At 37.0% G+C, this 14548-nt stretch carries 10 protein-coding genes, 1 tRNA gene and 2 rRNA genes; 11 read left to right on the top strand and 2 right to left on the bottom strand.

The annotated features are described in order from the left end of the window. The first annotated feature begins 187 nt into the window (after positions 1 to 187). The 8 genes from KVH43_RS02775 (at position 188) to KVH43_RS02745 (ending at position 8080) form a co-directional block, all read left to right on the top strand. On the top strand, positions 188 to 439 hold the full coding sequence (locus KVH43_RS02775) for a hypothetical protein (RefSeq protein WP_218283358.1): 252 nt from the start codon (positions 188 to 190) through the stop codon (positions 437 to 439). 148 nt (positions 440 to 587) lie between these two features. Then, positions 588 to 665 (top strand): nucleotidyltransferase substrate binding protein, encoded by a 78-nt coding sequence (locus KVH43_RS13395; RefSeq protein ID WP_255547835.1) that lies wholly within the window; start codon positions 588 to 590, stop codon positions 663 to 665. Continuing rightward, positions 658 to 804: a nucleotidyltransferase substrate binding protein gene (locus KVH43_RS02770; RefSeq protein WP_255547795.1), complete on the top strand. Its 147-nt coding sequence runs from the start codon at positions 658 to 660 to the stop codon at positions 802 to 804. Before KVH43_RS13395 ends, KVH43_RS02770 begins: the two co-directional genes overlap by 8 nt. Before the next feature lie 40 nt (positions 805 to 844). Then, the gene (locus KVH43_RS02765; protein ID WP_218283357.1) at positions 845 to 4084 is read left to right on the top strand and encodes a DEAD/DEAH box helicase; all 3240 of its coding nucleotides are present in this window, start codon (positions 845 to 847) and stop codon (positions 4082 to 4084) included. Positions 4085 to 4107: 23 nt separating this feature from the next. Continuing rightward, positions 4108 to 5271 carry a hypothetical protein gene (locus KVH43_RS02760; RefSeq protein WP_218283356.1) on the top strand — a complete coding sequence of 388 codons (1164 nt, stop codon included), beginning with the start codon at positions 4108 to 4110 and terminating at the stop codon, positions 5269 to 5271. A gap of 187 nt (positions 5272 to 5458) precedes the next feature. Continuing rightward, positions 5459 to 6397 carry an orotidine-5'-phosphate decarboxylase gene (pyrF, locus tag KVH43_RS02755; protein ID WP_218283355.1) on the top strand — a complete coding sequence of 313 codons (939 nt, stop codon included), beginning with the start codon at positions 5459 to 5461 and terminating at the stop codon, positions 6395 to 6397. A gap of 11 nt (positions 6398 to 6408) precedes the next feature. Further along, positions 6409 to 7173: a dihydroorotate dehydrogenase electron transfer subunit gene (locus KVH43_RS02750; RefSeq protein ID WP_218283354.1), complete on the top strand. Its 765-nt coding sequence runs from the start codon at positions 6409 to 6411 to the stop codon at positions 7171 to 7173. Next, positions 7163 to 8080, top strand: a complete 918-nt coding sequence (locus tag KVH43_RS02745; RefSeq protein WP_255547794.1) for a dihydroorotate dehydrogenase — start codon at positions 7163 to 7165, stop codon at positions 8078 to 8080. The genes KVH43_RS02750 and KVH43_RS02745 overlap by 11 nt, the downstream gene beginning before the upstream one ends. A gap of 3 nt (positions 8081 to 8083) precedes the next feature. Here KVH43_RS02745 and KVH43_RS02740 read toward each other — a convergent pair whose 3' ends face one another. Both KVH43_RS02740 and KVH43_RS02735 read right to left on the bottom strand, forming a co-directional pair. Continuing rightward, positions 8084 to 8464, bottom strand: a complete 381-nt coding sequence (locus KVH43_RS02740; RefSeq protein ID WP_218283353.1) for a DUF4363 family protein — start codon at positions 8462 to 8464, stop codon at positions 8084 to 8086. A 6-nt stretch (positions 8465 to 8470) separates the two neighbouring features. After that, entirely contained in the window at positions 8471 to 9148 is a 678-nt protein-coding gene (locus KVH43_RS02735; RefSeq protein ID WP_218283352.1) for a DUF421 domain-containing protein, read from the bottom strand. A 751-nt stretch (positions 9149 to 9899) separates the two neighbouring features. On the opposite strand from KVH43_RS02735, the gene KVH43_RS02730 reads away from it, so the two are divergent. From KVH43_RS02730 to KVH43_RS02720, 3 genes are all read left to right on the top strand, one after another. Further along, a 16S ribosomal RNA gene (locus KVH43_RS02730) occupies positions 9900 to 11426 on the top strand. Between the two features lie 65 nt (positions 11427 to 11491). Further along, positions 11492 to 11567: transfer RNA gene (locus tag KVH43_RS02725), tRNA-Ala, on the top strand. 47 nt (positions 11568 to 11614) lie between these two features. After that, positions 11615 to 14538: ribosomal RNA gene (locus KVH43_RS02720) — 23S ribosomal RNA — on the top strand. The 16S and 23S rRNA genes sit together here with 1 tRNA gene alongside, the layout of an rRNA operon. The last annotated feature ends 10 nt before the right edge of the window (positions 14539 to 14548 follow it).

Here is a 14548-nt window from a genome sequence, read left to right as displayed (position 1 = left end):
TGTTGGTGTTCATCAGTTCAGTTATTGTGGCTTTAATTCTATTTTTTAGTAATGGGATTAAAGCTATTTTACTTTGAAACAATTTAATATAGGTGAAGATTGATAAAATATTGAGAAATTATAAATTTGAGTTAAAGCTAATTTGATGTTAAAATAGAATTAATTAAAAATGTGGGTGGTGAATATAATGGAGAATGATTTGCTTTTAAAATCAATAGAAATGTTATTAGATAGAAAATTACAGCCTATTAATGATCGATTAAATAAAATAGATGAAAAGCTAGAAAATCTTGAAAAAACTCAAAGAGGAATAGAGACTACACAAAAATCAATTTTAAATTTTATTACGGAAGCGGATACGGAATTTATGAAATTAGAAGAGAAAACAAAAGATATAGATAAAATAAAAAAGGTAATCAATATTAACAATGTAAAATAAAAGTATGCGTCAGTTATGGTAGCTTTAGTTCTATTTGCGAATAGGATTAAAGCTGTTTTTTAATATGATAAAATGACAAACATGATATAATAATAGTACAGAGTTCACTGAAAAAGAGGAAAGGAATAAATTTGAAGTCTAAGGATTAATACAATGTTTTGAGTATACTTTTGAATTAGCTTGGAAAACTATGAAAGATTATTTAGAACAAGAGGGTTTTGTGTGATCAGACACAGTTGATTGATGATTGGCATATGTGGATTGATGCGTTAGAAAAAAGGAATCTAATGGTTCATACTTATGATGAAGAAAAAGCAATAAAAGCAGAAGAATTGATAAGAAAAAAATACTATAAGCTATTTTAATAGTTATTCAAAATAGTTATAAAATATATTGAGGTGAAATATGTTCAAACTTGATGAATCTATAATAGTTGATACTATTGGTAACTATAATAGTTATTCAAAAGGGGAAAATTACTATTTAAACGATAGAGTAAGAGAACTAGTATATATTCCAGAATTAAATTTAGTTAAAGCATTAGTTAAAGGAAATAAGAATTATTATGTAGAAGTTGTATTTGATGAAAAAGGATTTTTTGAGGGTGCAAGTTGTACATGCCCAGCATATGAAAATTATTTTGGATATTGTAAACATATAGTAGCAGCTTTGTTTGAGATAATGGATAGGGATAGAGAAGGAGAATTTGATTTATCGAAAAATTCAGATGAAATAGAATGGATTGTAGATTATTTTAGAAATCTAAAAGCATCAGTAAAAAAAACACCTTTAGAATTAGAAGTAACTTATGAATTTATTCCTAATGGATATAAAATAAAAAATGCATCGCATTTAAGCTTTAAAATAGGTGAGAAAAAGCTTTATAAAGTAAGGAATATAAAAAAATTTCTCAAAAGTATAGACACTAAGGAAGAATTGTATTTTGGAAAACAGTTTACTCTTGATTTTAATAAGTACGAATTTAAAAAAGAAGATCAACCCATTATTGAGCTTCTTATGGAGATTTATGGAAATGAAAAAGCTTTAGATGATTTATCGTACTGGGATACCGGAGCTAGTCTTTTAGCAGGAAATAAAGCTATATTAAATCAATATACATTAAAGAGATTCTTTGAAATAATGAAAGATAGGAAATTTAATATGGTTGTATTTGGAAAAGAGTTTCCAGATGTTAGTATAGTCAATGAGGACATGCCTATAGAATATATACTTGGAAAAGAAGATGATGATTTGACATTAAAAATAGGTGTTTTAAGTGATCAAATTATTCCTTTGACAGTAGATGGAGAGTATTTTTTTGCAAAAAATAAGATTTACAAAAATTCAGAAACTCAAATGAAAATATTTGTACCATTTTATAATACAGCTATCAGGAATCAAAATTATACTATAAAAATCCCAAAAGAATATAGTGAGAGCTTTGTATCAGAGATAATTCCAAGATTGGAAAAATCAGGGGATGTTCATATTGATGAAAAGGTAAGAACATGTATTTATAAGCCAGAGTTGAGGAAAGAAGTTTATTTTGATAGAGCTGGAGATGATATTACAGCTGAAATCAAGTTTGTATATGGAGAAATATCTATAAATCCATTTTCAAAAGATGAATACAAGCCTTTAGATGACGAAAAGATTTTAGTTAGAGATATTGAAATGGAAAGGGAATTAATAGATATATTTGAAAGAGCAGATTTTAAAGTGAAAAATAATTATGTATATTTAAATGGTGAAGAAAAAATATATGATTTTATTTATGATACGATGCCAAAGCTTCAAAAATTAGCTGATATTTATTATAGTGAAGCATTCAAAGATATGAAAATAAGAGATGTTTCATCGTTTTCAGGTGGAGTTAGATTAAATACAGAAAATGATTTGTTGGAGTTTAGTTTTGAAATAGAAGGAATAGATAGATCAGAACTTGCAGATGTATTTAATTCTTTAAAAGAAAAGAAAAGGTTTTATAAGCTGAAAGATGGTTCTTTTCTTCCACTTGATATAAAAGAGCTGCATGGAATTTTAAAATTAGTAGAAGGGCTGGATTTAGATAAAAAAGATTTTGAAAAGGAAGTTGTACAAATACCTAAATTTAGAGCTGCTTATATTGATGAAAATTTAAAAGATATAGGATTACGTAATGTTGAGAGAAATTTGCCATTTAAACAGTTAGTTCAAAATATAAAAGAGCCAAACGATATAAAATATAAAATACCAGATAATTTAGATAAAATTTTGAGGAAGTATCAAAAGTTTGGCTTTAAATGGCTTAAGATATTAAGTGCATATGGATTTGGTGGAATTCTTGCTGATGATATGGGACTTGGAAAGACACTTCAAGTTTTGACTTTTTTACTTTCAGAAAAAGAAGAAAAGGGAAGCTATCCTTCATTAATAGTGGCTCCTACATCTTTAGTCTATAACTGGATTTCAGAAGTTGAAAAGTTTACTCCAGAATTAAAGACTATAGCTATATCGGGAAATAAAAAAGAGAGAGAAAATTATATAGCAAATATAAAGGATTATGATGTAGTAGTAACTTCTTATCCACTTATAAGAAGGGACATAGACTTTTATAAAGATATTTCATTTAGATATTGTATACTCGATGAAGCACAGCATATAAAAAATCCAGCTTCACAAAATGCAAAGTCAGTAAAGCTGATTAATGCTAAAGGATATTTTGCTTTGACAGGTACTCCTATTGAAAATTCTCTGACAGAACTTTGGTCAATATTCGATTTTGTTATGCCGGGATATTTATTATCTCACACAAAATTCAAAAAAAAGTTTGAAAAGCCTATAGTAAAAGATAAAGACAAAAGTGTATTAAATGAACTGAGCAAATATATAAAACCATTTATTTTGAGAAGACTCAAAAAAGATGTATTAAAAGAGCTTCCAGAAAAGATAGAACATAAAGTAGTAGCAGAACTTACAAAAGAACAGAAAAAAATCTATCTTGCTTATTTAAATCAAATAAAAAGTGAAATAGATGAAGAAATAAAAAGTAAAGGTTTTGAAAAAAGTCATATAAAGATTTTAGCTGGACTTACAAGGCTTAGACAGATATGCTGTCATCCATCAATGTTTGTAGAAAATTTTAAAGGAGAAAGTGGTAAATTACTTCTTTTAGAAGAAATAATAGATGAATCAATAGAAAGTGGACATAGAATACTTTTATTTTCACAATTTACAAGCATGCTTAAAATAATAAGAGAAATGCTAGAAAAAAAGGATATAGAGTATAAATATCTTGATGGTTCTGTGGCTACAAAAGAAAGGGGAAAGTTAGTTAAATCATTTAATGAAGGAGAAGGAAAAATATTTTTGATTTCACTCAAAGCAGGGGGAACTGGTTTGAATTTAACAGGTGCGGATACAGTTATTCATTTTGATCCTTGGTGGAATCCAGCTGTAGAAGAGCAAGCTACAGATAGAGCTTACAGAATAGGGCAGGAAAAGTCAGTTCATGTTATGAAGCTTATAACTAGAGGAACGATAGAAGAAAAGATTTTTAAACTACAGGAAAAGAAAAAGGAAATAATAAATGCAGTAATAAAACCGGGAGAAACATTGGTAACAAAATTAACTGAAGATGAGATAAAAGAGTTATTTGAATTTTAAAGTAGCACTAAAAGGAGACTAAAATGGATAAGAAATTTAAAGTCATTAAAGGAACAAAATATGATTCTATTTGTATGGAATATGATTTTTTAAAAGGCTATGTAACAGATACAAGGCTTATGGGGGTTATAGGGCTTTGGATTAAATGGAAAAGAAAAGACGGAAAGATTTTTTACCAGTTTTTTCATTTAGATGCAGAGGAATATGGATTAGATGATTATGAGAGCGTTTATGGAGAAGATAGAGTGGAAATAGAGAGAATTAAAGGAGGTATGATGGGGGGACTTGGTGGCAAATTTGTTCCTGTCAATGAACGAGAGGCAAGGTATATTATAAAAAGCTATGTGAAGAAGAATCAAAAATGGAATGCACCTTTGCCAGAGCCACAGTGGGAATATACTTTTTTGATAAATGATGAAGTTGATTTATCTAAAGAAGAAAAAATGAATTTATGGGAAAGAATTTGCGAACCTATAGAATCTCCATTTCAGTTGATTCATTATTATATTATGCGCTCTGTTGGGAAAGATGATGAGGCAGTAAATTATTTATCGGTAAAGGATATAGACTATAAAATAGTCAATAGTCCTTCTATTTTACTCAAGAATACTATTGAAATTGATGAGACGGGAAAAGAGATTTCTTATATTACGGAATCTTTGATAGATACAGAGAAAAAATATAAAATGGTGGTATCAGAAATAAAATTAGTAGACACTGAGAAAGGTCTTAAGGTAAAAGCTGCACAGATAAAGTCTATGATGAGAATTACTAGTACGGAAGCTGCATTTGCACTTGCAAGAAAGGAATATTTGCTTGTATATTATGTATCAGATATGGGAAAGCTTATGAAAGTGTTTGCAAAAGAAAAGGTTCATGCGATGAAAAGCAGCTATGAATTAGGATATTTGTATACAGAGTTTAATCCTACGAATGATCATGTAAAAAGACAAACCTATTATTTGAATGAAGATGTATATGGTGTATATTATATGACAACAGCAGATCAATTAGTTGTAGCAGCTTATGATGAGAAGATTATTGAGGAGCTACAAAATTATTTTGTGGAAAGCAAATTTGAAGAAGTTTTAGAGTTAGAAGAAAAAATAACTTTAGATCATTCTCTTTTGTATGAATTTATTCATAGTGACAAGGATAATATATTTGATTTTTTGGATGAAGAATAAGTTGACAGCAATGAAAATTATATGGTAACATGGTAAAAATGAATAATGATGCCTTTAATTTGGTCCAGAGAGGCCGGAAAGGACGGGAAAAAATGCAAGCATGCTGTTTGTTTTTGTAGGATATTTATGCCCTTCTGCCTCTGGCAGGAGGTTTTTTATTTTATATCAATAAAGAGGAGGAAAGGTCATGTTTATTGATGAGCTAGTAAAGAGGATTAAAGAAAAGAAAAGCAATGTAGTCGTAGGATTAGATCCAAGAATTGAAAGTATTCCTAAGATTGTAAAAGATCAGTGCTTTGAAAAATACGGAAATACGCTTAAAGCTGTAGGTAAAGCTATATTAGGATTTAATAAAGAGATTATAGATTATGTATATGATATTGTACCAGCAGTGAAGCCTCAAATTGCTTTTTATGAGCAGTATGGATTAGAAGGATTAAAGGCTTATATTGAAACTTGCAAATATGCAAAAGAAAAGGGGCTTGTGGTTATTGGTGATATCAAGAGGGGAGATATTGGAAGTACTTCAGAGGCTTATTCCAATGCTCATTTGGGAAATGTAAATATAGAAGGAGTTATCCATGAGACATTTGCTGTAGATAGCATTACAGTAAATCCGTATATGGGTGGAGATACTTTAGAAGCGTTTATAAAAGAAATAAATGAAAAAGATAAAGGTATGTTTGTACTTGTAAAAACTTCTAATAAAGGATCTGGGCAGCTACAGGATTTAGAAGTAGCAGGAAAAAAAATATATGAAGTTGTGGCAGAGCTGGTGGATGAAATAGGAAAGCAATCACTAGGAAAATGTGGATATTCTTCTATAGGAGCAGTTGTTGGGGCAACTTATAAAGAGCAGTCTAAATCTTTAAGAAAGAAAATGCCAAAAACGTATTTTCTTGTACCGGGATATGGAGCACAAGGAGGTACAGCAGAGGATATTATTCACTGCTTTAATGAAGATGGATTAGGGGCTGTGATTAATTCATCAAGAGGAATTATATTTGCATATAAAAATGCAGGCTATACTGAAGAAAAATATGGTGAAGCTGCAAGGACAGAAGCATTAAAGATGAGAGATGCTATTAATAAAGTATTGATAGCAAATGGAAAATGCTACTACTAGGAGGGATAAGCGTGAAAAATAGATGTTATTGTAAAATACTTGACAATATAGAGATTGCACCGAGTATTCATAAAATAGAAATGGAAAGAGTAGATGGACTTGGAAATATCAAACCCGGACAATTTTTACACATAAAGTGTTCTGATGCATTACTTTTAAGAAGACCTATTAGTATTAGTTATGCCGAAAAGGATAAAGTAGGTATCGTAGTAAGAAAAGCGGGAGAAGGAACAGTTTCTTTGTGTAATCGAAAAAAAGGAGAAATTCTCGATGTATTAGGACCTTTAGGAAATGGATTTACTGTGAATGACGGAAAGAGGGTTATTGTTATTGGTGGAGGAATTGGTACAGCTCCTCTTCTTGAATTGGTAAAAAATTTAGAGGAAAAGGATGTAACTGTATTAGTAGGATATAAAGATATGCCTTATCTTGTAGATGATTTTAAGAAATATGTAAAAGTCGTAGATGTTGCAACAGAGGATGGGAGTGTGGGATATAAAGGGTATGTTACTGATTTATTAAAAGCAAAGCTAGAAAATGATGGAGCAGATATTATATATAGCTGTGGACCAGAGGTTATGCTAAAGAAAGTCCAAAAAATAGCCAAAGAATATAAAGTGAAGGTGCAGTTGTCTATTGAAGAAAGAATGGCTTGTGGGGTAGGAGCGTGTTTGGTATGCACTTGTAAGGTGAAAAGTGAAGATGGGGTCAAGCAGGTAAGAACTTGCAAGGATGGACCTGTATTTTGGGGAGATGAGGTGATGCTTGGTGAATAAAATTGACATGAGCGTAGATTTAAATGGGTTAGTACTGAATAACCCTGTGACAGTTGCTTCTGGAACATTTGGATTTGGCAGAGAATATGGAGAATATATAGATTTAAACAAAATAGGAGCAATTGCTGTTAAGGGGCTTACTCTTGAGGAAAGACAGGGAAATCCTACTCCTAGAGTTGTAGAAACCCCTATGGGAATGCTTAATAGTGTAGGACTTCAAAATCCTGGTGTAGATTATTTTATCAAAGAGGAGCTTCCATATTTGTCTTCGTATGATACAAAAATTATTGCAAATATTAATGGTAATACTATTTATGAGTATTGTAAGCTAGCGGAAAAACTATCTAATACAGCTGTAGATGCATTAGAGCTTAATATATCCTGTCCAAATGTAAAAGAAGGAGGAGTAGCATTTGGAAGAGATCCTGATATGGTGTATAAAGTAACTAAGAAGGTAAAAGAAAACACTGATAAATATTTGATTGTCAAATTGAGTCCAAATGTAGCTGATATCAAAGAGATTGGAGCTTCAGCAGAAAGCGGAGGAGCGAATTGTCTTTCGCTTATCAATACATTGATTGGAATGGGAATTGATATTGAAAAACAAAAACCTATTCTTGCGAGAGGAATAGGAGGACTATCAGGACCAGCAGTAAAGCCTGTAGCAGTTCGCATGGTGTATGAGGTTTCAAAAGCTGTGAATATTCCTATAATAGGTATGGGAGGGATTATGAATTATCAAGATGCTGTCGAATTTTTCTTAGCAGGAGCATGGACTGTAGCTGTAGGGACAGCAAATTTTGTAAATCCAATGGTGAGTATAGAGATATTAGAAGGGATAGAAGAATATCTAAAAAGAAAAGGATATTCTTCTATCAAAGCTTTAGTAGGTCAGTTGAAATTCTAAATTTTATAAGATGTTAATTAAATTAGGGACTTCTTCTTCTTTTAACATATGAAGAATTGTTTTTAAAGCCTCTATTTCTGCAAGAGATAGAGGTACATTTTTTTTCTTCAAATAAATATCTGCTCTTGTCATCATTAAATCAATTTTGTAAATTTCTCGGTGATCTAAAAATAAAGGAAGAAAGTTCTTTAACCCTTTCCACTTTTTGTTTGTTTTAGATAATTCAGAATAAGCTAGTTGCCAATCTTGTGCTTCAATATTTTCACTAACCTTATTTAAAGTACTGGTGAGTTCGGTAAAATTATTATTGATAGTGTTATATAAAATCATCCATCCACCAATAACTAAAAGAACTGCTAGTGTTGAAATGATCAGTACGCGCATAAATTATCACACCTTATCTTTTTTATAAACATAAACGTTTTTATTTGCATCTATATAGCAGAATAAAACATCCTTAGGATTTTTTACTCCTTTTGCTTTTATTTGAGAGATAAGCCAATCCTTTGAGCAGTCGATATTGCTTAGATTATGTTCATTAATATGTCCATCAATAATCAAAGTAACAGGAAGGTCATTATCAGGTGGCTTGATATGCATATCTTCTAAAGTTACAGTTTTTTTCTCAGCTTTAGGAACAATACTTAAATCGCCGTTGGTTTCTAATATTGCAAATTCAACGTCTGCAATGTTATGGTAATTTTTAACTCTCATTTGTTCAATCAAATCATTCATATTGATTCTTAAACGTTTCATTTCTTTTTCATTAATATGTCCATGATCAATTAATATACTAGGCTTACCACAGATGATTTTTCTAGCTTTTTCGCTTTTTAAGTTGATATAAGAGAGAACAACTTGAATGAATAATAAAGCTATAATAGCTGTAAGGCCATTTAGTAAAGGTAGTGCAGTATTTTCCATAGGCAAGGCTGCAAGCTCTGAAATCATAAGAAGAATAACTAGCTCAAAGGGCTGCATTTCACTAAGCTCGCCCTTTCCCATCAATCTTATGCAAAATAAAACAAATATGTACAATAATACTGTTCTGATTAAAATAATAACCATTCCACAGCTTCCTTTCGGTATGCATCTTCAATTACTTTATATATAGGTAAACAACTTTAAAACTCACTTCGTTCAAACAATGAAGGTTTTTAACGTATTTTTCATGAAATTTCAGTAAGTTTTTTTACAAAAGTTATCAAAGTCATTCACTTATCTTTATATATTTCTTTTTTTATGTTGATGTTGTTTATCTATAGATAAACAATTTCAAAACTCACTTTTTTCAAACAATGAAGGTTCTTAACGTATTTTTCATATAATTTCAGTAAGTTTTTTTGCGAAAGTTAATGAAGTTATTCACTTATCTTTATATATTTTTTTATGTTGATATTGTTTATCTATAGTATAATGAGAAATTGTTTGTTTTATGTAATTTTAGTAAGTTTTTTTGTAAAAGTTATCGAAGTTATTCACTTATCTTTATATAATATTGTTTATAAAAATTCGACAAATCAACAATTCCCAAATTTAGTTATTCAACAACTATTTGTCTCATTTAGGGAATAGCTTTTGAAAGCTAGAAAAAATTTCTAGTTGACATGCTTTAGATGAGATGGTAGGATATATTTTGTCGCTGATGAAAAGCACAAAGCATTAATAAAAAAAGTGCTTGACAGATTCGACAAAAAGTGCTAATATGAAAAAGTCGCTGAACGGCGATTAAGTAAAAAATTGAACCTTGAAAATTATACAGTGTAAGAAATTAAGCCAGATAATCGTTATAAACGAGAAATGTTCAATTCGAATTCTTTTATTTGAGAGTTTGATCCTGGCTCAGGATGAACGCTGGCGGCGTGCCTAACACATGCAAGTCGAGCGAGAAGCTGTCAATGATCCTTCGGGAGATTTGATTAGTGGAAAGCGGCGGACGGGTGAGTAACGCGTGGGCAACCTGCCCTATACACAGGGATAGCCTCGGGAAACCGGGATTAATACCTGATAAAGCTCTAGTAGCGCATGGTACATGAGTCAAAGCTTTAGCGGTATAGGATGGGCCTGCGTCTGATTAGCTAGTTGGTGAGGTAACGGCTCACCAAGGCAACGATCAGTAGCCGACCTGAGAGGGTGATCGGCCACACTGGAACTGAGACACGGTCCAGACTCCTACGGGAGGCAGCAGTGGGGAATATTGCACAATGGGCGAAAGCCTGATGCAGCAACGCCGCGTGAGTGATGAAGGCCTTCGGGTCGTAAAACTCTGTCCTAAGGGAAGAAAACTGACGGTACCTTAGGAGGAAGCCCCGGCTAACTACGTGCCAGCAGCCGCGGTAATACGTAGGGGGCGAGCGTTATCCGGAATCACTGGGCGTAAAGGGTGCGTAGGCGGCCGATAAAGTCTGGGGTGAAAGGCTACGGCTCAACCGTAGTAAGCCTTGGAAACTTATTGGCTTGAGTGCAGGAGAGGAGAGTGGAATTCCTAGTGTAGCGGTGAAATGCGTAGATATTAGGAGGAACACCAGTGGCGAAGGCGACTCTCTGGACTGTAACTGACGCTGAGGCACGAAAGCGTGGGGAGCGAACAGGATTAGATACCCTGGTAGTCCACGCCGTAAACGATGAGTGCTAGGTGTCGGAGGTTCATCCCTTCGGTGCCGCAGCTAACGCATTAAGCACTCCGCCTGGGGAGTACGGTCGCAAGACTGAAACTCAAAGGAATTGACGGGGACCCGCACAAGCAGCGGAGCATGTGGTTTAATTCGAAGCAACGCGAAGAACCTTACCAGGACTTGACATCCTCTGCATTAACCTTAATCGGTGAAATCCCTCCGGGGACAGAGAGACAGGTGGTGCATGGTTGTCGTCAGCTCGTGTCGTGAGATGTTGGGTTAAGTCCCGCAACGAGCGCAACCCTTGTCTTTAGTTGCCAGCATTTCGGATGGGCACTCTAGAGAGACTGCCGGGGATAACTCGGAGGAAGGTGGGGATGACGTCAAATCATCATGCCCCTTATGTTCTGGGCTACACACGTGCTACAATGGCTGGTACAACGGGAAGCGAAGGAGTAATCTGGAGCAAATCCTAAAAGCCAGTCTCAGTTCGGATTGTGGGCTGCAACTCGCCCACATGAAGCTGGAGTTGCTAGTAATCGTGGATCAGAATGCCGCGGTGAATGCGTTCCCGGGTCTTGTACACACCGCCCGTCACACCACGGGAGTTGGGGGCACCCGAAGTCAGCTATCTAACCTTATGGAGGAAGCTGCCGAAGGTGAAATCAATAACTGGGGTGAAGTCGTAACAAGGTAGCCGTATCGGAAGGTGCGGCTGGATCACCTCCTTTCTAAGGAGAAAGGCTTAACTTACACTGTATAGTTTTGAAGGATCAAACCTTCAAAAGTTAATTATGGGGACGTAGCTCAGCTGGGAGAGCACCTGCCTTGCACGCAGGGGGTCAGGGGTTCGATCCCCCTCGTCTCCACCATGTGTACTTTGAAAACTGAACAATGCATATAAAATACAATTTTTACTGGTCAAGCTATAAAGAGCATAGGGCGGATGCCTTGGCACCAGGAGCCGATGAAGGACGTGGTAAGCTGCGATAAGCCTCGGGTAGCTGCAAGCAAGCGTTGATCCGGGGATTTCCGAATGGGGAAACCTACTTAAGGTAATACTTAAGTAACTATTACTGAATCCATAGGTAATGGTAGGCATACCAGGGGAACTGAAACATCTAAGTACCCTGAGGAAGAGAAAGAAAACTCGATTCCCTAAGTAGCGGCGAGCGAAAGGGGACTAGCCCAAACCTAAAGAATTTTCTTTAGGGGTTGTGGATATACTCATTAAGAAAGAGGTATTGTAGTCGAAGAAGTCTGGAAAGGCTCACCGTAGAAGGTAATAGTCCTGTAGGCGAAACAAGAAGACTTTCGAGTATACTCCAGAGTACCACGAGACACGTGAAACCTTGTGGGAAGCAGGGGGGACCACCCCCCAAGGCTAAATACTACCTGGTGACCGATAGCGCATAGTACCGTGAGGGAAAGGTGAAAAGAACCCCGGGAGGGGAGTGAAATAGAACCTGAAACCCTATGTTTACAAGCAGTGGAAGTTCTTTTTATGAACGACCGCGTACTTTTTGTAGAACGGGCCAACGAGTTACGGTATGCAGCAAGGTTAAGTAGTTATGCTACGGAGCCGCAGCGAAAGCGAGTCTGAATAGGGCGATTTTAGTTGTATGCCGTAGACCCGAAACCGGGTGACCTATCCATGAGCAGGTTGAAGCGGAAGTAAAATTTCGTGGAGGACCGAACCCATGTCTGTTGAAAAAGGCTGGGATGACTTGTGGATAGCGGAGAAATTCCAATCGAACTCGGAGATAGCTGGTTCTCCCCGAAATAGCTTTAGGGCTAGCCTTAAAAGTTGTGATACGGAGGTAGAGCACTGAATGTCCTAGGGGCCCTCACCGGTTACCGAAGACTATCAAACTCCGAATGCCGTAATCATAATTTTAGGAGTCAGACTATGTGTGATAAGATTCATAGTCGAGAGGGAAACAGCCCAGACCGTCAGCTAAGGTCCCTAAGTACAGGTTAAGTGGAAAAGGATGTGGGATTGCATAGACAACTAGGATGTTGGCTTAGAAGCAGCCATTCATTCAAAGAGTGCGTAATAGCTCACTAGTCGAGTGATCCTGCGCCGAAAATTACCGGGGCTCAAACCTGTCACCGAAGCTACGGCATCCCTTTGGGATGGGTAGGGGAGCATTGTATACGGGTTGAAGCTGTACCGTAAGGAGCAGTGGACTGTATACAAGAGAGAATGTTGGCATGAGTAGCGAGAGGCAGGTGAGAATCCTGCCCGCCGAAAACCTAAGGTTTCCTGAGGAAGGTTCGTCCACTCAGGGTTAGTCGGGACCTAAGCCGAGGACGAAAGTCGTAGGCGATGGACAACAGGTTGAAATTCCTGTACCACCGAAAATCGTTTGAGCAATGGGGTGACACAGGAGGATAGGTTAAGCGCACCGTTGGTTGTGTGCGTCCAAGCGTTTAGGAAGTCGAGATAGGCAAATCCGTTTCGATAATTCTGAGACGTGATGGGGAGCGAAAAACAAGTAGCGAACTTACTGATTCCACACTGTCAAGAAAAGCCTCTAGCGAGATTGTAGGTGCCCGTACCGCAAACCGACACAGGTAGGTGAGGAGAGAATCCTAAGGCGAGCGAGAGAACTATTGTTAAGGAACTCGGCAAAATGACCCCGTAACTTCGGGAGAAGGGGTGCCACGTTAGGGTGCAAGCCCGAGGTGGCCGCAGAGAATAGGCCCAAGCGACTGTTTAGCAAAAACACAGGTCTCTGCTAAGTCGAAAGACGATGTATAGGGGCTGACGCCTGCCCGGTGCTGGAAGGTTAAGGGGAAGTGTTAACGAAAGTGAAGCACAGAACTTAAGCCCCAGTAAACGGCGGCCGTAACTATAACGGTCCTAAGGTAGCGAAATTCCTTGTCGGGTAAGTTCCGACCCGCACGAAAGGCGTAACGATTTGGGCACTGTCTCAACAATAGACTCGGTGAAATTGTAGTACCGGTGAAGATGCCGGTTACCCGCAGCAGGACGGAAAGACCCCGTGGAGCTTTACTGTAGCCTGACACTGGATTTTGGTATTACATGTACAGGATAGGTGGGAGACTGAGAAGCATGCACGCCAGTGTGTGTGGAGTCGACGTTGGGATACCACTCTTGTAATACTGAAGTTCTAACCATAAGCTGTGAATCCAGCTTTGGGACACTGTCAGGTGGGCAGTTTGACTGGGGCGGTCGCCTCCTAAAGAGTAACGGAGGCGCCCAAAGGTTCCCTCAGCGCGGTCGGAAATCGCGCGAAGAGTGCAAAGGCAGAAGGGAGCTTGATTGCGAGACACACAGGTCGAGCAAGGACGAAAGTCGGGCTTAGTGATCCGGTGGTTCCGAGTGGAAGGGCCATCGCTCAACGGATAAAAGCTACCCCGGGGATAACAGGCTTATCTCCCCCAAGAGTCCACATCGACGGGGAGGTTTGGCACCTCGATGTCGGCTCGTCTCATCCTGGGGCTGAAGTAGGTCCCAAGGGTTGGGCTGTTCGCCCATTAAAGAGGCACGCGAGCTGGGTTCAGAACGTCGTGAGACAGTTCGGTCCCTATCCGCTGTGGGCGTAGGAAATTTGAGAGGAGCTGTCCTTAGTACGAGAGGACCGGGATGGACGTACCTCTGGTGCATCAGTTGTCACGCCAGTGGCACAGCTGAGTAGCTATGTACGGAAGGGATAAGCGCTGAAGGCATCTAAGCGCGAAGCCCCCCTTAAGATAAGATTTCCCATGGAGTTAATCCAGTAAGACCCCAGAAAGACGATCTGGTTGATAGGTCGGAGGTGTAAGGGCAGTAATGTCTTTAGCTGACCGATACTAATAGGTCGAGGGCTTGACCAAAATATGCATT

Source organism: Crassaminicella indica (assembly GCF_019203185.1).
In the GTDB taxonomy this organism is placed as follows: Bacteria; Bacillota; Clostridia; order Peptostreptococcales; family Thermotaleaceae; genus Crassaminicella; species Crassaminicella indica.
The sequence above is the reverse complement of the archived record's forward strand: the minus strand, read 5'-3'. Positions and strand labels throughout refer to the sequence as shown.

Coding starts and splice junctions, on each gene's coding strand:
- KVH43_RS02740 (WP_218283353.1), bottom strand. CDS start 8,464: ATGCGCGTACTGATCATTTCAACACTAGCAGTTCTTTTAGTTATTGGT.
- KVH43_RS02775 (WP_218283358.1), top strand. CDS start 188: ATGGAGAATGATTTGCTTTTAAAATCAATAGAAATGTTATTAGATAGA.
- KVH43_RS02735 (WP_218283352.1), bottom strand. CDS start 9,148: ATGGTTATTATTTTAATCAGAACAGTATTATTGTACATATTTGTTTTA.
- pyrF (WP_218283355.1), top strand. CDS start 5,459: ATGTTTATTGATGAGCTAGTAAAGAGGATTAAAGAAAAGAAAAGCAAT.
- KVH43_RS02760 (WP_218283356.1), top strand. CDS start 4,108: ATGGATAAGAAATTTAAAGTCATTAAAGGAACAAAATATGATTCTATT.
- KVH43_RS02765 (WP_218283357.1), top strand. CDS start 845: ATGTTCAAACTTGATGAATCTATAATAGTTGATACTATTGGTAACTAT.